This window comes from Erythrobacter sp. SDW2 (assembly GCF_021431965.1).
In the GTDB taxonomy this organism is placed as follows: domain Bacteria; phylum Pseudomonadota; class Alphaproteobacteria; order Sphingomonadales; family Sphingomonadaceae; genus Parerythrobacter.
The window spans coordinates 1,997,020-2,013,904 of sequence record NZ_CP090370.1; the positions used below are offsets into that span (position 1 = coordinate 1,997,020).

General features: G+C 60.4%; 18 protein-coding genes and 1 tRNA gene. 7 read left to right on the top strand and 12 right to left on the bottom strand.

Annotated elements, in window-relative coordinates; genetic code table 11:
• Window positions 1-62 precede the first annotated feature (62 nt).
• Both ahcY and LY632_RS09745 read right to left on the bottom strand, forming a co-directional pair.
• Window positions 63-1,472, bottom strand: coding sequence for an adenosylhomocysteinase (gene ahcY, locus LY632_RS09740; protein ID WP_234090945.1), 1,410 nt, complete (start codon window positions 1,470-1,472; stop codon window positions 63-65).
• A 141-nt stretch (window positions 1,473-1,613) separates the two neighbouring features.
• Window positions 1,614-2,090, bottom strand: a complete 477-nt coding sequence (locus tag LY632_RS09745; RefSeq protein ID WP_234090946.1) for an S-adenosyl-L-homocysteine hydrolase — start codon at window positions 2,088-2,090, stop codon at window positions 1,614-1,616.
• Window positions 2,091-2,292: 202 nt separating this feature from the next.
• Between LY632_RS09745 and LY632_RS09750 the strand changes: the two genes are divergently transcribed.
• A complete protein-coding gene (locus LY632_RS09750) occupies window positions 2,293-2,772 on the top strand; it encodes a peroxiredoxin (RefSeq protein WP_234090947.1) in 480 nt (159 codons plus the stop codon).
• Between the two features lie 69 nt (window positions 2,773-2,841).
• Here LY632_RS09750 and LY632_RS09755 read toward each other — a convergent pair whose 3' ends face one another.
• Complete coding sequence (locus LY632_RS09755) at window positions 2,842-5,190, bottom strand: TonB-dependent receptor (RefSeq protein ID WP_234090948.1); 2,349 nt, start codon at window positions 5,188-5,190, stop codon at window positions 2,842-2,844.
• A 105-nt stretch (window positions 5,191-5,295) separates the two neighbouring features.
• Between LY632_RS09755 and LY632_RS09760 the strand changes: the two genes are divergently transcribed.
• Window positions 5,296-5,916 carry a TetR/AcrR family transcriptional regulator gene (locus LY632_RS09760; protein WP_234090949.1) on the top strand — a complete coding sequence of 207 codons (621 nt, stop codon included), beginning with the start codon at window positions 5,296-5,298 and terminating at the stop codon, window positions 5,914-5,916.
• Window positions 5,917-5,921: 5 nt separating this feature from the next.
• Here the strand turns inward: LY632_RS09760 and LY632_RS09765 are convergent, their stop codons facing one another.
• From LY632_RS09765 to LY632_RS09785, 5 genes are all read right to left on the bottom strand, one after another.
• Window positions 5,922-6,347 carry a PaaI family thioesterase gene (locus LY632_RS09765; protein WP_234090950.1) on the bottom strand — a complete coding sequence of 142 codons (426 nt, stop codon included), beginning with the start codon at window positions 6,345-6,347 and terminating at the stop codon, window positions 5,922-5,924.
• A gap of 21 nt (window positions 6,348-6,368) precedes the next feature.
• On the bottom strand, window positions 6,369-6,980 hold the full coding sequence (gene folE / locus LY632_RS09770) for a GTP cyclohydrolase I FolE (RefSeq protein WP_234090951.1): 612 nt from the start codon (window positions 6,978-6,980) through the stop codon (window positions 6,369-6,371).
• Window positions 6,981-7,136: 156 nt separating this feature from the next.
• Entirely contained in the window at window positions 7,137-7,628 is a 492-nt protein-coding gene (locus LY632_RS09775; protein ID WP_234090952.1) for a hemerythrin domain-containing protein, read from the bottom strand.
• A gap of 111 nt (window positions 7,629-7,739) precedes the next feature.
• A tRNA-Arg gene (locus LY632_RS09780) sits at window positions 7,740-7,816 on the bottom strand.
• A 60-nt stretch (window positions 7,817-7,876) separates the two neighbouring features.
• Window positions 7,877-8,296 (bottom strand): NUDIX domain-containing protein, encoded by a 420-nt coding sequence (locus LY632_RS09785; RefSeq protein ID WP_234090953.1) that lies wholly within the window; start codon window positions 8,294-8,296, stop codon window positions 7,877-7,879.
• 80 nt (window positions 8,297-8,376) lie between these two features.
• On the opposite strand from LY632_RS09785, the gene LY632_RS09790 reads away from it, so the two are divergent.
• Window positions 8,377-8,565 carry a Flp family type IVb pilin gene (locus LY632_RS09790; protein WP_234090954.1) on the top strand — a complete coding sequence of 63 codons (189 nt, stop codon included), beginning with the start codon at window positions 8,377-8,379 and terminating at the stop codon, window positions 8,563-8,565.
• 128 nt (window positions 8,566-8,693) lie between these two features.
• Window positions 8,694-8,861, top strand: coding sequence for a Flp family type IVb pilin (locus LY632_RS09795; RefSeq protein ID WP_234090955.1), 168 nt, complete (start codon window positions 8,694-8,696; stop codon window positions 8,859-8,861).
• An 87-nt stretch (window positions 8,862-8,948) separates the two neighbouring features.
• Here the strand turns inward: LY632_RS09795 and LY632_RS09800 are convergent, their stop codons facing one another.
• The 4 genes from LY632_RS09800 to LY632_RS09815 all read right to left on the bottom strand — a co-directional run bounded on the left by LY632_RS09800 (window position 8,949) and on the right by LY632_RS09815 (window position 14,005).
• Window positions 8,949-10,424, bottom strand: a complete 1,476-nt coding sequence (locus tag LY632_RS09800; RefSeq protein WP_234090956.1) for a M48 family metalloprotease — start codon at window positions 10,422-10,424, stop codon at window positions 8,949-8,951.
• An 89-nt stretch (window positions 10,425-10,513) separates the two neighbouring features.
• On the bottom strand, window positions 10,514-11,458 hold the full coding sequence (locus LY632_RS09805; protein WP_234090957.1) for an acetyl-CoA carboxylase carboxyltransferase subunit alpha: 945 nt from the start codon (window positions 11,456-11,458) through the stop codon (window positions 10,514-10,516).
• 9 nt (window positions 11,459-11,467) lie between these two features.
• The gene (locus LY632_RS09810; protein WP_234090958.1) at window positions 11,468-12,355 is read right to left on the bottom strand and encodes a tyrosine recombinase; all 888 of its coding nucleotides are present in this window, start codon (window positions 12,353-12,355) and stop codon (window positions 11,468-11,470) included.
• A 6-nt stretch (window positions 12,356-12,361) separates the two neighbouring features.
• Window positions 12,362-14,005 (bottom strand): hypothetical protein, encoded by a 1,644-nt coding sequence (locus tag LY632_RS09815; protein ID WP_234090959.1) that lies wholly within the window; start codon window positions 14,003-14,005, stop codon window positions 12,362-12,364.
• A 406-nt stretch (window positions 14,006-14,411) separates the two neighbouring features.
• Here LY632_RS09815 and LY632_RS09820 point away from each other — a divergent pair, with 406 nt between their 5' ends.
• The 3 genes from LY632_RS09820 to LY632_RS09830 are packed head-to-tail and all read left to right on the top strand — an operon-like array spanning window position 14,412 to window position 16,884.
• On the top strand, window positions 14,412-14,981 hold the full coding sequence (locus tag LY632_RS09820; RefSeq protein WP_234090960.1) for a shikimate kinase: 570 nt from the start codon (window positions 14,412-14,414) through the stop codon (window positions 14,979-14,981).
• Window positions 14,972-16,081 (top strand): 3-dehydroquinate synthase, encoded by a 1,110-nt coding sequence (gene aroB, locus LY632_RS09825; protein ID WP_234090961.1) that lies wholly within the window; start codon window positions 14,972-14,974, stop codon window positions 16,079-16,081. The genes LY632_RS09820 and aroB overlap by 10 nt, the downstream gene beginning before the upstream one ends.
• Window positions 16,082-16,113: 32 nt before the next feature.
• Window positions 16,114-16,884 (top strand): cyclase family protein, encoded by a 771-nt coding sequence (locus LY632_RS09830; protein ID WP_234090962.1) that lies wholly within the window; start codon window positions 16,114-16,116, stop codon window positions 16,882-16,884.
• Window position 16,885 lies beyond the last annotated feature (1 nt).

A 16,885-nucleotide genomic window follows, 5' to 3' on the forward strand; every position in this document is an offset into this window, starting at 1 on the left:
CAAAAGGAAAAGCCCCCGCAATTGCGAGGGCTCTCCTGTTTTCTGCGATCAAACGACGCCGATCAGTAGCGGTAGTGGTCCGGTTTGAACGGTCCTTCGACCGGCACCCCGATATAGTCGGCCTGAACCTGGCTGAGCTTGGTCAGCTTGACGCCCAGCTTGTCGAGGTGGAGCGCCGCAACCTTCTCGTCGAGGTGCTTGGGCAAGACATACACGTCGTTATTGTACTCGTCGCCCTTCGTCCACAGCTCGATCTGCGCCAGCGTCTGGTTGGTGAAGCTGAAGCTCATCACAAAGCTGGGGTGCCCCGTCGCGCAAGCGAGGTTCACCAGGCGACCCTGGCCGAGAACGATGATTTCCTTGCCATCGGGGAACTTGACCAGGTCCGTGCCCGGCTTGAGTTCGTTCCACTCGTAGTTGTTGAGCGCCGAAATCTGGATTTCACTGTCGAAGTGACCGATGTTGCAGACGATGGCCTTGTCCTTCATCGCCTCCATATGGGCGGCGGTGATGACATGCTCGTTGCCCGTCGCGGTCACAAAAATGTCGGCCTTGGTCACGGCTTCTTCCATGGTCACGACTTCAAAGCCGTCCATCGCCGCCTGTAGGGCGCAAATCGGATCAATTTCCGTCACCAGAACCCGCGCACCCCCGTTACGAAGCGACTGGGCACTGCCCTTGCCCACGTCACCGAAGCCCGCAACACAGGCGACCTTGCCCGAAAGCATCACGTCGGTGGCGCGGCGAATGGCGTCGACCAGCGATTCGCGGCAGCCATAGAGGTTGTCGAACTTCGACTTGGTCACGCTGTCGTTCACATTGATGGCCGGGAACGGCAGCTTACCGTTCTTGGCGATATGGTAGAGCCGGTGAACGCCAGTGGTGGTTTCTTCCGAGACTCCGACGATGTTCTTCACCGAGCGGGTCAGGTAGCCCGGCTTTTCCTTCACGAACGCCTTCAGCGCGCGTTGGAATTCGATTTCCTCGGCATTGGTCGGTTCCGGCAATTCATCGCCGGATTCGATGCGCGCACCCCACAGCGCGAACATAGTGGCATCGCCCCCATCGTCGAGAATGAGGTTGGCGGTCCGGTCCGGATCGGCACTGGTCGACCAGTCGAAAATACGACCGACGTAGTCCCAATAGTCGGCGAGGCTCTCACCCTTCACAGCGAACACCGGAATGCCCTGTTCCGCAATGGCAGCAGCGGCGTGGTCCTGGGTCGAGAAGATATTGCATGTCGCCCAGCGGACGTCGGCGCCAAGCGCGACAAGTGTTTCGATCAAGACAGCGGTCTGGATCGTCATGTGCAGCGAGCCGGTGATGCGCGCGCCCTTGAGCGGCTGCGCGTCGCCGTATTCGCTGCGCAGCGCCATCAGGCCCGGCATTTCAGTCTCCGCAATTGCGATCTCGTCGCGGCCGTATTTGGCGAGCGCAATATCCTTGATGACGTAGGGAGGATGGGCCGACATGGGGGTGCTCCTTGCAGTGCAATACGCACCGGCAAAATTCATGCGGGCGCGCGAAAAGAATGACGCGCGCGCCTTAGCGACCCGTTCCGATCGGGGCAAATATAAAGATTTCTTTATATGGGAGTTGCGCTACGCTTACCGTCATTCACGGAGTGCAAGTGTCGTTCCCGCAGGTCGGCGTTCGGCCAGCAGGTAATTCGCCTCTACGAGCAGTTTGTCACCTTGGCGCTTGTCTGCCAGGTCACGGGTAACGCTCTTGAGCTCGGCACAGCCGAGCCAAGGATGCCCTTGACCGTATAGGTTGGCCATACTGACGCTGATGTCATCCAGCATCCGCGTTGCTCGCTTCGCGCCGTGCGTGCGCGCAAGGATATCGTGCAGCGCGCGATAGGCTTCGTTCAACGTCGGCAGATGCTGCGTGGAGAAACGCTGGTAATCGGCCTGGAAATCGTCTGGCCCGAAACGGCACCTTAGCGAACTCACCATCAACATGATGTCGAGCTTGCGCACCGATTCCGCTTCGTTTTGCGAATACATCGCCTGGGCAGGCGTCGCCATCGGCAACGCGACCGCAGCCGCCAGGCACGCCGCGCGCGCCCGCATTCCGTTCTTTCTCATCGTCCGTCTCCCCGCGGACCCCCTTTTCGCCCGCGCCAAGAAGACTGGCCTATCCCGTTTACCCGTTCTTAAACGTCAATGGTGAACCAGGATTCACCATGCGGAATGTGGCGCCGGTGCCTCGCAATGGCCATTGCACCGTTGTCGTTGCACCCTATCTGTGGGCCACACATTACTCCCAACCAAAAAGGATGCAGCCGACATGTCGATTTCCAAAGGCGATACCCTCCCCGATGTGAAACTGGTCAAGCCGACCGAAGCCGGACCCGAGCAGGTCCAGTCAGGTGACTATTTCAAGGGCAAGAAAGTTGCGCTCTTTGCGGTTCCGGGTGCCTTTACCCCGACCTGCTCGGCCAAGCACTTGCCTGGTTATGTCGAGAAGGCCGAGGAATTGAAGGCCAAGGGTGTGGACGAAATCGTCTGCACCTCCGTCAACGATCCGTTCGTGATGGGCGCCTGGCAAAAGGCCGATGGTTCGCCCGAGATCACCTTCCTGGCTGACGGCAACGGCGATTTTGCCAAGGCAATCGGCCTTACCATGGACGGCAGCGGCTTCGGCCTCGGCACCCGCAGCCAGCGCTATTCGATGATCGTGGAAGACGGCAAGGTGACCGAGCTCAACGTCGAGGCGCCCGGTGATTTCTCGGTCTCGAGCGCGGAACATTTGCTCGGCCAACTCTAAGCCAATTTGATCCGCCAAAAGTAAGGGCGCCCCCGTGAGGGTGGCGCCCTTTTTCTTCGGAGAGACGGTTCAGAAGCGGATTTCCCCGGTCACAAACACCCGACGCGGATCGCCGTAGAAACCCGTCAGAGTTCCTTCGCGGCCTAGGGTCGGGACGAAGGGCGCGCCATTCACGCCGCCCGCCACAAAATTGTAGCCTGCGACAATGTAACGCTTGTCGAACAGATTCTTCACATGCAGGCCGATAGTGAACAGGTCGCTATCTGCGGTGTAGACGAGGCTCGCATCGACCAGTGCATAGCCATCCTGGTCAAGATAGGGGTTCGGCACTTCGAACTGGCTGGCATCGCTGCGATAGGAAACCGAGCTCAGCAGGTCGACCATGCCTCCAGCAGCGGGAACGCCAAGGTCGAAACCGAAATGGCCGGTGAACTCCGGCGTATTCTGGAACACCCGCTGGTCAGCCACATCATTGCCGAAGTTGTCGATAAAGGTGTTGAACTTGGCATCGAGATAGCCAAGCGACCAGTTGACGTTCAGGCGGCTGCCGATTCCGGCAAAATCGCGGCCAACCAGCGCCCTGCCTTCAAACTCGAACCCGTTGACGTCGGCAGAGGCCGCGTTGGAGGTAATCCCGATAAAGCTGTCGTTGACACCATCATTGTTGGTGTCGATCCCGACCGAGCCGGGAATCTGCACATCCTTGTACTGACCCAGGAATCCCGCAAGGCTGATGTTGAGACGGTTGTCCAGCAGCGATGCCTTCCAACCCAGTTCGAAACTGTCGACCGTTTCAGGATCGAAACTCAGGAACGCGAACTGGTCGTCATAGTCCCGGTCGCCATCACCGTCGAGGTCGGGCGCAGCGCTGGTCTGGCCACGCGGATCGAAGCCGCCCCCCTTGAAGCCGCGCGAGTAGGTGAAATAGATGTTGTTGTTATCGTTCGGCTTGAAGCTGACCGACGCGCGCGGGGTGAACTCCTTGAAAGTCTTACTGCCGAGGAAGTCCGACGTGACAGCAATCGGGATTGCGGTCGACGGCGGGAACAGGTCCGAAAAGCCACCGATGAAGGTCGTCCGCAGCACGCGGCTGGTCCGCTTGTCGCTTGTGTAACGACCGCCGAGCGAGACACTCAGCCGGTCGGTGATGTCGTAGGAGAAATCGCCGAAGATCGACCAGGTGCTGGTGTCGACATCGCCGACGGTCTGCGCATTGAGGCCCGGGAGGTTGAGGATCGCACCTGTCGTGAACAGTGCTACATCGAAGGCAGTGAAAGCGTTGGCATCGAGGTAATAGGCCCCGAGCACACCGTTCAGCTTTTCGCCTTCGTACAGGAACTGCAGTTCCTGGCTGAATTGCTTGTTGTTGTAGATCGCGGGCACATCGAGGTCGGCCGACGGCAGGCTGTCGAAGTCGATCGGTGTGGTCGACTTGTCCTTGCGATAGCCGGTAATCGACTTCAGCGTGATGGTGTCGGAAACCTCGTAGGAAATTGCCAGCGCCCCGCCCCATGCCTCGACTTCCTGGTCGACGACATTCAGACCGGCGCGGGTGTCGTAAACATTGTCCAGGACCGGCGCACCAGTGACAAGGGAGGGGATCAGGCGATGCCCCTGGCGAGCCTCGCTGTTGTCCTTCACATAGTCACCGGACAAGCGGATGAAGAGCGGTCCGCTTTCCATCTCGATAGTCCCGCGCGCCGCCCAAACGTCCTTGTTGTAATTCTCCACCCCTTGGAGATTGAGATTGTCGCCAAAGCCGCCACGGCTGAGCCGCGCACCGCTTGCACCAATGCGGATTGCCTCCGAGAGCGGCACGGAGGCGCTGAGAATCAAGTCTGCCTGGTCATAAGAGCCGTAGGTTGCCCGGGCCTTGAAGCTGGGATCCTCGGGAAGGCGAGCAGTGACGTACTTGATCGCACCGCCGATAGTGTTGCGACCGTAAAGGGTACCCTGCGGGCCGCGCAGCACTTCGATCCGCTCTACATCATACACGTCAAGAACGGCCGCTTGCGGACGATTAAGATAGACGTCATCAACGTACAGTCCGACGCCCGCTTCAAAACCCGCAACCGGGTCTTGCTGGCCCACACCACGGATAAAGGCGGTCAGCGTCGTGTTGGTGCCGCGGCTTACTTCGAGCGTAAGGTTTGGCACTTCCTGCGCGATGGCGGTGATTTCCTGCGTTCCCTTCCGGTCGAGGTCGGCACCTGAAATCGCCGTCAGAGACAGCGGGACGTCAACGGCCAGTTCCTCGCGCCGACGTGCTGTAACCACCAAGGGCTGTCCATAGCCTTCAGATTGACTGAGAGAATCTTCGGCTTCGCCAGCGTCCTGCGCGGCAGCCGGTGCAGCGAGCCAGAATGTGCTGGCAGCGCCAACCATCAATGCAGCGCGCAAACGAGGCGGATTGGACATGATTCTTTCTCCCAAAAGCTGTTATGGGAGGAATCATATTGAAAGATGAACCACCTTTCAAGTTAAGACTTGTCGACAGCCTGGTTTGCGCATAGCTTGCGGTCCATGGACGGGGACACAACAGCAACAAACGGAGCATTGACCCCGGTTACCGAACGCGGGCGCCGCACGCGCCGCAAACTGCTCGATGCAGCCAAATTCGAATTCGGCGAACGCGGCTTCCACGAAGCTTCAATCAGCGGGATCACCCGGCGCGCAGGGGTCGCCTTGGGCAGCTTCTACACCTACTTCGAATCGAAGGAGTCCATTTTCCAGGCGCTCGTCCGCGACTTTAGTGATGGAGTGAAGCAAGCCGCTTCCTCAGCCCTGGAGAACAGCGCATCTGCCTTTGACCGCGAGCGCGACGCCCTCTCCGCATTCCTTGCCTTCGCGCTGGAACACAAAGAGATATATCGCATCATCGACGAAGCCGAATTCGTCGACCCGCCTAGCTATCGTGCCCACTACGAAAACACCGCGCTACGCATCCTCGAACGGTTGCGGGACGGAGCGGCCAAAGGCGAACTCATTGATGATCTGAATGAAGCCCATGCCTGGGCGATCATGGGAATGAACGTGTTTCTCGGCCTGCGCTATGCCGTGTGGGCGCGCGAGGGGGATGATATCGCTTCAGTGCCGGACCTTGCCCGCGACATCTTGATGCGCGGCATCAGCCGTCACTCCTGACTCACTCAGGGAATGGCGTAGGTCACGGTCGACTGCGCAACAATGTGGTGTTCGCTGTCCTGCCACAAGCGGACATCCACCGAAGCCAGTTTCCGTCCCAGCTTGAGCAAAGTGGTGTCAGCGTAGACCGCATCCTTCTGAACCCCCCGAAGGAAGCTCATGTTGAGATTGCTCGTCACCGCCATCGCCACCGGGCCGATGTGAGCTAGAATTACAGCATAGGCGGCACGATCAGCCAGTGCCATCTGGGTCGGCCCCGAAACCAGATTGCCTGGACGCAGCATTGTCTCGTCGGGCACCATCCTTATGCGCAGGAAGCCTGGTTCGAACCGTTCGAACGCGAAATTTCGCTGCGGATCGCCGGGAAAGGCCTGACAGAAGAACTCCGATAGCTCGTCTGGCGTCATCGCCAGTTTGAACTCACGCGCCATGCCCCTTCCCTTCGCGCTGGCTCAACCGTAGCCCATCAGGCTAAGCACTTCCTTGCGGCTGCTGTGGTCATCAAGGAAACATCCGAGCAGGCGGCTAGTAACCATGCCGACCCCCGGTGTGCGAACACCACGTCCCGTCATGCAACCATGCTGCGCCTCGATCACGACGGCGACTCCATGAGGTTCGAGATTGTCCCAGATGCACTGGGCGACCTCGGCCGTGAGACGCTCCTGGATTTGCAGCCGGCGAGCATACCCGTGGAGCACACGCGCCAGCTTGGAAATTCCCACCACATGCTTGTTGGGCAAATAGGCAATGGCGGCCTTGCCGGTGATCGGCGCCATATGGTGTTCGCAGTGGCTCTGGAACGGGATGTCCTTGAGCAGCACGACCTCGTCGTAGCCACCCACTTCCTCGAATACGCGAGACAGGTGGATGGACGGCTCTTCCTGGTAACCCTGGCAATATTCGAGCCAGGCCCGCCCTACCCGCCTCGGTGTATCGAGAAGTCCTTCACGCCTGGGGTCATCGCCCGCCCATTCAATAAGCGTGCGGATCGCATCCTGTACGTGCTGAGGGACATCGGGCTTGCCCGATGTGTTCCCATGATCGTGATCTGCGTCGCAACCCATAGTGGCGCGTTCCTCCAAGGTGCGACGGTTGCCGCATATGCCATGTTCCAGCCCCAGCCTTCGCCGAGGCGAGCGAGAAATGCAAATAGGTGCTGGCGCGCCGACAAAAAACCCGGCCCAAAGGACCGGGTCATTGGTTCGGATGTCACCGGTGGCTCACTCCTTGGCGTCTTCCTTCTTCTCCGGAGTAACCTCGGCTTCGGCCTTCTCGGCTGCCTTCCTCCGTTCGAAGACCTCCTCCATCTGCTTCACATCTTCGGCGGTAAGATATTCCTCAAACTCAGGGAAATGCTCGTCTTCCTCTTCCTTGATGTGATGCCGATAATCGTGGTCGAGCTGCTTGAATTTCTGGAGCCAGGCCGAAGATGACATATCGGTCGCAGCGAGATCGTTGAGGGCTTCTTCGATTTCGTGATGCTCGGCGACGGAATGGCGCGTCTCATCGGTCGTCGGGGGCTTGCGGAGCATGGATGCATAAAGTGCCTGCTCTTCTGCCGACGCGTGGCCCTTCACTTCCCTGGTAAAGGCTTCGAACAATTCGCGCCGCTCGGGCGTGTCGCCACTGGTCTGCGCAATCTGGTCGAGGAGTTCGCGGTGACGGTCGTGGTCCTGCTTAAGCCGGCTGAAAATATCCTGGGTCGCTGACATTGGTGGGTCTCCGAGATGCAAGTGTTACAGGGGCAACGGAGAAGCCCAACCCCGGTTCCAAACCTAATGATGCACAAAAGGCCGCCCCTCTTGCGAGGAACGGCCTTTTGATGGCGCACCCGGAACGATTCGAACGTCCGACCCCCAGATTCGTAGTCTGGTGCTCTATCCAGCTGAGCTACGGGTGCGCGTTGGAGGGCGGCACATAGGAGTGCGCTCGAGGCTTGGCAATCCCTTTTGAAGCGCAGTTAGGGCCTTTTTTGCGCCAGTTGCCGTGCCAGCACGACGTCGAGCGGTGGTTTGTCCAGTGTCGCGATCCCGGCATGGTCGAACCACTGGAACTGACCACCCTCACGCGCCTCTAGGTCTCCGTGCCATCGTTCGGCGGTGTAAAGAAGGATGACAATCCCGTCCGCACTCTCGTCACCGCAGGAGACCGCAAAGCCCGTTTCAGCCAATTCATCCGGGTCGAGTCGTATTCCGGCCTCCTCCTCGATCTCTCTTGCCAGTGCCGTACCGGGGCATTCATCGGCTTCGACCTTGCCGCCCGGGAACTCCCATAGTCCGCCGTGCTGCTTGTGCGCGGGTCGCTTGTGCATCAGCCAGCGCCCACTTCCATCGCTCACGGCCGCAGCGACCACGATCAGAGGTGTAAACTTTTTTGTCATTTCTGTGGCCTCAGCAAACCCTTTCTTAACCCTGGCGCGGCAATATCGGCGATCAGTGCACTCATTGGGTGGGATTTTACATGCGGAACCTGATCAAAAAGCTCTTCAGCGACAGCTCGGGCGCGACGGCCGTCGAATACGGTATCATCCTCGCCATGATCTTTCTCGCCATGATTGCGTCGGTTTCGCAGGTCGGCAACGTCGTTACTGACAAGTGGAACTTTGTTTCTGATACCTCGCAAGAGGCCGTCGACAAGGCATCCATCTGATCACCAATGACAAAAAAACCGTCACTCGCTTTAGGATTTTGTCAACCGCTCACCCTTACACCGAAATTCGCTCGATCCGGATCACTGGAAAGAGTCGGGTACCGAAGACTGAAACCAGGAGACTACAAATGACTTTCTTCAAGAACCTCATGAAGGACAACGAAGGCGCGACCGCCATTGAATATGGCCTGATCGCCGCTCTGATCGCCGTCGCCGCCATCTCGGCGATGTCGGGCCTCGGCAACCAGCTGAGCAACACCTTCGGCAAGGTTTCGTCGGACATGGCTTCGGTCTAATTCGACGGCGCAAGCCAAAAACAGAAACGGCGGGGAGCGATCCCCGCCGTTTTTGTTTGTGCGTGGCAAACACGACGCCCGTCAGCGTTAGCGTCCGCGAACGACCAGCTTTACCTTCTGTCCGGCCTGGAGTTCATCGGTCGAGCCAAGGCCGTTGAGCACACGGAAGCGTTCAACCTGGGCATTGTCATAAGCCATCCGGCGCGCCAGCGATGCAACCGTATCGCCGCGGGCAACAGTCACGACCTGGATCTTGCGTGGGATCACTGCAGAAGCCTCGGCGGTCGTAATCCTCCGCATCGACTGGTACATTGGGGCGAACACGTCTCCCTTCCCTGCTGCTGTGACAGCCTGAAAATGAAATGCCTGGCTTGGTGCGAATTCATACGCAAACACAGTGACATCGATCTGCCCTGAACCATTGCTCACCCGGGCCGTGCCATAGGCGGCCTTCAGCCCGTTCACTGTCGTGCGCTGGATCGATGAAGGTGCCAGTTGCTGCTGATTACCGCCAAGCGCGGCGAAGGCGGCCCGGATGTAGGCATCGAGATCGCCGTTGTAGCTCGCCGTGGTCAGCTGCGCCTGGCCCGACTGGCCGTTGATACTGACCGCGCGGGTCCCGTTGATCATGTAGAATCCGGTCGGCGCCGAAAAACGCAGCTTCAGATCAGGATGGATGAAATCCTGTCCTTCGATCACACCTTGTGCCGGATCGTCGCCGTAGAGAATGCCGTCGATTCTCGTCAGGAAGGTGTCCCGATTGGTGATGCTGCCCGCCAAGCCCTGCGCCTTTTGGCGGGCAGTCGTTACACGGCTTGCCGGATCGGGGTGGGTCGATGCCCATTCCGGGATCGAAGCATTGCGGCCCTGCAATTGCGCATCGAGATTGTTCTGCATTGCAAGGCTGCGCAGCACTGTGCTCATCGCTTGCGGATCGTAATTGGCCTGGGTCAGGTATCTGATGCCCAATTCATCGGCTTCAAGCTCCTGGCTCCGCGAAAACTTCAGCGTCAAAAGCTGAGAACCCTGTTGGAACACATTGGAAAGCGTGTTGCCGAGGCCCGAGTTACCGAGAATCACGTTAGAGGCGATGGCGCCAAGAATGCCGAGGATCGAGTTGCGCTGCGCCGCCGCCTGTCGCCGCTGCGAATGTCGAGCGGCAACGTGGCCAACTTCGTGCCCCAGCACCGCAGCCAGTTCGGCTTCGTTGTTCATCAGCGCGACCAGTTGGCGGGTGGTGTAAATATAGCCGCCGGGGATCGCGAAGGCGTTGTTGACCGAGCTGTTGACGAGGCTGACGGTGAAATCTTCACGGGCGTTGCCAAGGCCCGACTGCACCGCGACGTTCTTGCCGATTTGCTCGACGTAGGTCGCCTGCGGCCCCGTCATCGCCCCGCCGAATTCGGCTAGCAGCTTGGGGTGCGCCTCTGCGCCCTGCTGGGCTTCGCTCTGCGTGATGGGTGCCGAAGCACTGGGAATCGAGCCACCTGCGCCCATGCAACCCGAGAGGGCAAATGCGAGCGCTGCCGTGCCGAGAAAGGCCGGTTTCAGGGTTCGGGACATATCTTGTGTCTCCTCATCTTTAAGCTTCCCAGAGCCTTAGCATGGGCCCGTCGGAAAGGTTGTCAGATGGCGTAACGCAGCAATGGCGATTAAGCTCCGATCTGAAGAAACCTTTCTTCGCGTATCCTGCGCAGTCCGTCCGAAGGAATGGCACCCAGCGCAGTCAATTCCTCGTCGATCGCAGCCGCCAGGCTCTGGCAGGCCCCGGCGGGATCACGATGTGCCCCGCCAACGGGCTCATTTACGATCCGGTCTATAACGCCCAGATCCTTGAGATGTTGCGCAGTGACTTTCATAGCCTCGGCGGCATCGGGTGCCCGCTCGGCGGTCCGCCACAGGATCGAAGCGCAACCTTCGGGCGAAATGACCGAATAGACAGCATGCTCGAACATCAGGACCCGCTCTGCACTCGCCAGCGCCACGGCACCGCCGGATCCACCCTCGCCTACAATTGTCGCAACCATAGGAACGCCTAGCGCGAGGCAAGCCTCGGTCGAACGAGCGATGGCTTCCGCCTGGCCGCGTTCTTCGGCTTCCACCCCCGGAAAGGCTCCGGAGGTGTCGACCAGGGTCACCACCGGCAGGCCAAACCGATCAGCCAGCTCCATCAACCGGATGGCCTTGCGATACCCTTCGGGCTTCCCCATGCCGAAATTGTGACGCAGCCGACTTTCGGTGTCGTGGCCCTTTTCGTGTCCGATCAGCATGACCTTGCGCCCCCTGAGCTTGGCAAAGCCGCCCATGATCGCTTCATCGTCGCCATAAAGACGGTCACCGCCCAGCGGCACGAACTCGTCGAACGCATGGGCAACGAAGTCGCGAAAATGAGGCCGCAGCGGATGCCGGGCTACCTGGGTTTTCTGCCACGGCGTCAGCGCCGCGTAGGTGCTCGCGAGCAGTTCGGCACTTTTCTTCTCGAGCCGCTTGAGCTCATTGGAGATATCGACCTCGTCACCCTCGGCGGCGGCGCGCAATTCCGCGATCCGCGCTTCGAGCTGGGCGACAGGCTTCTCGAATTCGAGATAGGCATTCATGCGGACGCGCTAGTCGCCTCGCCGCTTTTCCGCAAGCGGATGCCGTTCATTGACCAATGCTACCAAGCGCGCAGCGTCGACATGGGTATAAATCTGCGTGGTGGCGATATCGGCGTGGCCGAGCAGCGTCTGGAGTACGCGCAAGTCTGCCCCGCCCTCGAGCAAGTGAGTCGCAAAGGCATGGCGCAGGACATGCGGGCTGATCTTACCCGGATTCAATCCCGCGTGGGTCGCCAGTTCCTTGAGCAACTGGAACAACCGGATTCGCGTCAGATGCTTCCCGCGCGACGGGAACAGCCATGGCGAAACGGCTTCACGCAACGGGAGCCATCGAGCAAGTGCCTCACCAGCGCGGCGGCTGATCGGGACCATGCGCGCCTGTCCTCCCTTGCCGGTCACAGTCAGGAATGGCGCGTCCCTCGGGACTGCCGAAACCGGAAGCGATACCAACTCTGTCGCTCGCAACCCCGAACCATAGAGCAATTCGAGCAATGCAAGCATTCGAACCGTTCGAGGACGACCGGATGCGGCCTCCAATTCAGCGCGCGCGAACAGTGTTTCGATCTCGTCATGCGATAGGATCTTGGGGAGCAGCCGGCGCGTCGCCGGCCTCGGAAGCGCCGGCGATGGATCATCATCGCGCAACCCTTCGTCGATCAGAAACCCGAAGAATTGGCGCAAAGCCGACGATTTGCGCGCGACAGTCGAAGGAGCCAGCGAAGCCCAGGCACTGCCCAGCTGCGACACCTTGGCGCGCGGGGCGGACGCCAGCTCTCCGACCAGTTTCTCCGCTCCTTCGAGATCCCGGCGATAGGCCGCCAGAGTATTGGCCGCCGCACCGCGTTCGGCCGCCAGCATGGCGAGGAAATCTTCGATCGGGGCCGAGGCTGCGCCCATCGCCGATCAGCCGCGGGCAACGGCCTCGGCAGCTATCATCCGCGCCTCGCTAGCCAGTCCTGCATTGTTGAGAGCACGGACGATGTAAAACAGATGGCGAGGGGTCATTCTGTCCCAGCCTTCGCCCTGCATCCCGACTCCGACAAGGAAGGATACCAGTGGCTGGTTACGAAGCTCTCCGGCTCGACTGACCATCCGGCTCCACCGCGTTTGCCGTCCAAGTTCGAGACCGAGCGACTGCGAATAGCTGTTCACAGCGCCGTTCTCCAGGCGACCGAGCCCGGCGAGACCAGCAACCAGGAAAGCCGATTTGCGCTGACCCGAACTGGTATCGTCATCTATAAATGCATCAACGTCGCCGCTCCCGACAGGCGTAGACCTGCTCGGCTGGGCCAGCACCAATTGCGCCCAACCCTGACTACCCTCGGGAACGACTTCACCCCATTCGAGCGCGTCCTTGTCCAAGCCAGCGGCCAACATCGAGGCAATGAGCGGTCCGGCATCCTCCGCCAATTCCTGGCTCGCCGGCAGGCGTGCGGCTGCATAAGCAGTCAGGACAAGCCGCGCGTAGTCTGGCGTTTCATTTCCCCATACGGCCTTTATGGCAGCGAGCCTTTCCCCCGGATCGGTCGCGATATAAGCGTTGCGAAGCTGGGCTGCGAGCGGTCCCCAGGTTCCTTCGTTGCCGTTCTCGGCATAAAACTGGCCATAAAGGTCGATCAGTGCCCGGGACGAAAAGATGCCTTCACGCGCTGCCCGTTCCGCAGGCCCCATTCGATCTACCACCGAAAGAGCCGGATTGCGTGCCGCAACGCGCTGGTAATAGGTGCCCAGATCGTCGGTCAGTTCGCCGGGAATTTCGGCTCCTAATGCAAGCGCGAGGCCATAACGCCACGGATTGAGTTCCTCGACGCCCTGCCATTCAAGGTTGACAGCGCTGCGCCCACGCCCTGCTGCCCCGGCATAACGTTGGGCCAGCAGCACATCGATCGCGGGTGCCGTGTTCTGGTTGCGCATGCGTATCAGGGCACTGCGCGCACTGGCGCTTTCGCCGGCGAAAGCATTGCAGATTGAGCCCAGCATCCGCCACTGGGCATCGTCTCGCAAAGCGCCACGGAAACGCACAGCCGGGCACGCGCCGGTAATATCACCTGTCGCGATAAACGAATTCACGGCCGCGTCGGCCAATGTCTTGTTCCAGTTGCCGACATCGATGTCCTGCGCGATTCCGCGCGCAGCCTCGAACTCACCCATGGAATTAAGAGCCTTGGCACGCAGCCCGGCAAACTCAGCCGGTGCCATTCCAGCGGGGGTTTCCAGCCTGCTTACCAGCGCACGACGGACGAGGATATGGCCCCAGCGAGAGATCATCGGCGTCTTGAGACCGTTCAGGGATGCACGCACCAACGACACAGGTTGCCTTCCGACCGATCCCACCGGCATGCCGCCTTCACTGGCATCGAGCAAACCAACCTGCTCCATTGACCTGCGCGCGCCTGGCGGCATGTCGTATTTGGGCTTGAGACCCAAAAGTTCGTCGAGTTCGGCAGGGTCAAGCCTTTCCAGCTCTTCAAGCGAAGGCAAGCCGGGCGGCAACGTCACAGGTCCGGAGGGCGCTGATCCGCCACCACCAGGGATCGGCTGGATCACGGGCACACTGCCTCCCGACGGAGCCGACGGGACCGTTTGTGTCGAAGGAGAAGCAGGACGCGGCGCCGGGCGCGCACTCGGTGCGGGAGCGGGATCCTCGAAGCCCGGCGGCAGGAGCGACTCGGGCGAAGCACTGGCACTCGCAAAGGCTGTGGTCAGGGCCAGCGCCCCGGCACCTGCCAGAAGACCCAACACAGCCGACCGCTTCATTGCATACCCTCCGGTACCGGAACCGCCTGCTCGATCGGACGAAGCGGTTCCCTGCCGCCGTCCCACCAAGCCCAGGCCAGGATAGCCAGCACGAGCAAAACACCGATGCCCGCCCACCGAACCATAGCCATTTTCGTTTCCAGCAAAACTTACCCTTTGTTGCCTTCGCCCTAGCCCATCTCTAGGCCAAGCGGCAATGCAAGACAGCACGCCCCTCACCAACCCAGCCGATATTGCGGCGATCTCCCGACGGATTGAGCGGCCGGTCGTGCTGGTCGGACTTATGGGTGTTGGCAAGTCAACCGTTGGCCGCCGCCTTGCAAGCTTGATCGGGCGAGACTTCGTCGATGCCGATGAGGAGATCGAAGAGGCCGCGCAGATGTCGATCTCGGAGATTTTTTCGGAGTTCGGTGAGGCATATTTTCGGGATGGCGAGCGGCGCGTGATAGCCCGACTAATCGAGGAAAAGCATGGGGTCATCGCCACCGGCGGCGGTGCTTTCGTCAATGACGAAACCCGTGCGCTCATTCTCAATGAGGCGATTGCCGTTTGGATCGATGCCGACATTGCGACTCTGGTGGAGCGCACCTCGCGCCGCAACACCCGTCCGCTCCTCAAGCAGGGCGATCCCGAGGAAATACTGGCCCGCCTTCACGCCGAGCGGCAGCCGTTTTATTCGCAAGCACCGATCCACGTTCGCAGCGAGAACGGGCCACACATATCGACCGCCAATCGCATCCTGGAGGCAATCGACCAATGGCTGTGATTCCTGTCGAACTCGCCGGACGCAGCTACGATGTGCACGTTGGTCGCGGGCTGCTCAGTGATGCTGCCACTCTCGCGAAGGATTTTTTGCGCAAGTCAATCGTACCGGTAGTGGCCGATGCCAATGCCTGGGCCGATCATGGCGCCACACTGATGGCAGCACTCGCGGCAGCGGAACGGGAAGTAGCGCTTTATCAAGTGCCCTCAGGTGAGGACTCAAAAAGCTGGCAGAGCCTGCAAACCCTCACCGATTGGTTACTCACCCAAGGTGTTGAGCGCGGAGACCATGTCTTTGCACTGGGCGGCGGTGTCGTTGGCGACCTGACCGGTTTTGCCTGTGCCATCCTCAAGCGCGGATGTGGCTTCGTCCAGATACCGACAACCTTGTTGGCGCAGGTCGACAGTTCGGTTGGCGGCAAGACGGCGATCAACACCGCTGCGGGGAAGAACCTCGTCGGGGCGTTCCATCAGCCGTCGCTCGTATTGGCCGATACCGCCACCCTCGACACCCTGCCCGACCGCGAAATGCGCGCTGGTTTCGCCGAGGTGCTTAAATACGGCATTCTGGGCGATGCGGAGTTCTTCGCGTGGCTGGAAGCCAATGGCGGCGCAGTATTGGGGCGGAACGAATATGCGCTTGAACACGCGGTCACGGCCAGTGTGGCTGCCAAGGCGCGGATTGTTGCCGAGGACGAGCGTGAGACCAGCGGCGTGCGGGCCTTGCTCAACCTCGGGCACACCTTCGGCCATGCGCTGGAGGCTGAGACCGGTTTTTCCGACCGTTTGCTCCACGGCGAAGGAGTCGCATTGGGAATGGTGCTCGCGGCACGCTATTCGGCGCGGCGCGGCGAGCTGCCGGTCGAAGACGCCGAGCGGGTCACCCGGGTGATTGCGGCTTCTGGCCTGCCTTCGGAGTTATCCTCAATAGGATTGAAGACCGACGGTGCCGGACTGGTGCAGCACATGCTCCACGACAAGAAGATGGACGCGGGCACCCTGCCCTTCCTTTTGCTGCGCGGCATTGGTGCAGCATATCTGGCGAAAGACGTCGATCTTCAGGATGTTGCCGCCTTCCTTGACGAGCAGCTTGTCCTGCATTGACGGAAACACTGCCCCGCGCGATTGTGCGCAGCATGACCCGCTTCATCGATCTGTCGATCCCGATCACCAACGATGTCACTTCCGATCCGGAAGTGATGCGCCCCAAGGTCACCTACATGACCCATGAGGACACCTGGCAGCAGATCGCCATGTTCTTTCCGGGTCTGGAGAAAGAGGACCTGCCCGATGGGGAAGGCTGGGCGGTCGAGATGCTGGAACTCAGCACTCACAACGGCACCCATATGGACGCGCCGTGGCATTATCATTCGACCACTGAAAGCGGTGCCGCTCCCGCCCCCAGCATCGACGAAGCACCGCTTGACCGGTTCTTTCGCCCGGGGGTCAAACTGGACTTCAGCCACCTGCCGCATGGCCATGTGGTCAGCGCAGCCGAGGTCGAGCAGGCGTTCGACAAGATCGACTATGATTTGCAGCCGCTCGATATCGTGCTGGTCCAGTCCGGCGCAGTTTATGGCACCGAGAACTTTACCGATCAGGGTGTGGGGCTTGGCGCAGAGGCAACGCTGTGGCTGACCGAACGCGGGGTCGAGGTCGTCGGGACCGATGCGTGGAGCTGGGATGCGCCATTCAGCCACACCGCTCGCCGCTGGGCCGAGACACGCGATCCGGCGATCATCTGGGAAGGCCACAAGGCCGGCCGCATCCGGCCCTATTACCAGATCGAGAAGCTGACCAACCTGGCCGCCCTGCCCACCCACGGCTTCACCTTCAGCTGCTTCCCGGTGAAGATCGAGCGCGCCAGCGCCGGATGGATCAGGGCCGTGGCGCTGGTGGAGGATTGAT

What these genes read in the sequence shown, in the direction of transcription:
- ahcY (WP_234090945.1), bottom strand. Translation starts at nt 1,472, where the DNA reads ATGTCGGCCCATCCTCCCTACGTCATCAAGGATATTGCGCTCGCCAAA.
- LY632_RS09830 (WP_234090962.1), top strand. Translation starts at nt 16,114, where the DNA reads ATGACCCGCTTCATCGATCTGTCGATCCCGATCACCAACGATGTCACT.
- LY632_RS09805 (WP_234090957.1), bottom strand. Translation starts at nt 11,458, where the DNA reads ATGAATGCCTATCTCGAATTCGAGAAGCCTGTCGCCCAGCTCGAAGCG.
- aroB (WP_234090961.1), top strand. Translation starts at nt 14,972, where the DNA reads ATGGCTGTGATTCCTGTCGAACTCGCCGGACGCAGCTACGATGTGCAC.
- folE (WP_234090951.1), bottom strand. Translation starts at nt 6,980, where the DNA reads ATGGGTTGCGACGCAGATCACGATCATGGGAACACATCGGGCAAGCCC.
- LY632_RS09810 (WP_234090958.1), bottom strand. Translation starts at nt 12,355, where the DNA reads ATGGGCGCAGCCTCGGCCCCGATCGAAGATTTCCTCGCCATGCTGGCG.
- LY632_RS09820 (WP_234090960.1), top strand. Translation starts at nt 14,412, where the DNA reads ATGCAAGACAGCACGCCCCTCACCAACCCAGCCGATATTGCGGCGATC.
- LY632_RS09750 (WP_234090947.1), top strand. Translation starts at nt 2,293, where the DNA reads ATGTCGATTTCCAAAGGCGATACCCTCCCCGATGTGAAACTGGTCAAG.
- LY632_RS09800 (WP_234090956.1), bottom strand. Translation starts at nt 10,424, where the DNA reads ATGTCCCGAACCCTGAAACCGGCCTTTCTCGGCACGGCAGCGCTCGCA.
- LY632_RS09790 (WP_234090954.1), top strand. Translation starts at nt 8,377, where the DNA reads ATGCGGAACCTGATCAAAAAGCTCTTCAGCGACAGCTCGGGCGCGACG.
- LY632_RS09795 (WP_234090955.1), top strand. Translation starts at nt 8,694, where the DNA reads ATGACTTTCTTCAAGAACCTCATGAAGGACAACGAAGGCGCGACCGCC.
- LY632_RS09785 (WP_234090953.1), bottom strand. Translation starts at nt 8,296, where the DNA reads ATGACAAAAAAGTTTACACCTCTGATCGTGGTCGCTGCGGCCGTGAGC.
- LY632_RS09745 (WP_234090946.1), bottom strand. Translation starts at nt 2,090, where the DNA reads ATGAGAAAGAACGGAATGCGGGCGCGCGCGGCGTGCCTGGCGGCTGCG.
- LY632_RS09765 (WP_234090950.1), bottom strand. Translation starts at nt 6,347, where the DNA reads ATGGCGCGTGAGTTCAAACTGGCGATGACGCCAGACGAGCTATCGGAG.
- LY632_RS09760 (WP_234090949.1), top strand. Translation starts at nt 5,296, where the DNA reads ATGGACGGGGACACAACAGCAACAAACGGAGCATTGACCCCGGTTACC.
- LY632_RS09775 (WP_234090952.1), bottom strand. Translation starts at nt 7,628, where the DNA reads ATGTCAGCGACCCAGGATATTTTCAGCCGGCTTAAGCAGGACCACGAC.
- LY632_RS09755 (WP_234090948.1), bottom strand. Translation starts at nt 5,190, where the DNA reads ATGTCCAATCCGCCTCGTTTGCGCGCTGCATTGATGGTTGGCGCTGCC.